Genomic DNA, 627 nt, shown 5'->3' with positions numbered 1-627 from the left:
ATACATTGGTAACTGTGCTTGAAATGGTAATTGGTGCAGGTTGTGTCAGGATGATGGTGACAGCCTTGGTGCAATTGTTGGCATCAGTTACCGTAACTGTGTATGCACCAGCAGTCAAACCTGTCAAATCTTCTGGGTCGTTATCTGGATCCTCTGGTCCATCGTTCGACCAGTCATACGTATAAGGCGAAACTCCACCCATTACTGTCAGGTCGATTTCACCATTTGATCCGCCGTTACATGCAAGATTTACTACAGAGAAGGCAAATGTGATCTCCGCAGGTTCAGTTACAGTTGCTGAAGTCGTTTTTGTACATCCGTTTGCATCGGTTACTGTTACCGTGTAAGTTCCGGCCTCCAGATTTACATTGTCTTGGGCTGTGTTGCCATTAGACCAGAGATAGCTATATGGTGTAGTTCCTCCGCTCACCGTCAGATCAATAGAACCATTTGCACCATCATAGCAGGTAACATTCACTACTGTAGTACTCAAATTCAAGGCTGGTGGTTCGGAAATAGTTACACACATGGTTGCAGTGCAAGTATTCGCATCGGTAACGGTTACACAGTAGTTGCCGGCTGTCAGATTACCGATATCCTGCGTGCTTGCACCGTTTGACCAGTTAT

1 protein-coding gene is annotated in these 627 nt (G+C 45.8%); it reads right to left on the bottom strand.

Features of this window, described 5'->3' with window-relative positions; genetic code table 11:
• The coding region (locus KDD36_15225) for a SprB repeat-containing protein (GenBank protein ID MCB0398000.1) at positions 1-627 on the bottom strand (627 nt) is incomplete at both ends.

It is taken from the genome of Flavobacteriales bacterium (genome assembly GCA_020435415.1).
GTDB lineage: Bacteria > Bacteroidota > Bacteroidia > JACJYZ01 > JACJYZ01 > JACJYZ01.
This window is presented reverse-complemented; position numbering and strand designations above follow the sequence as displayed.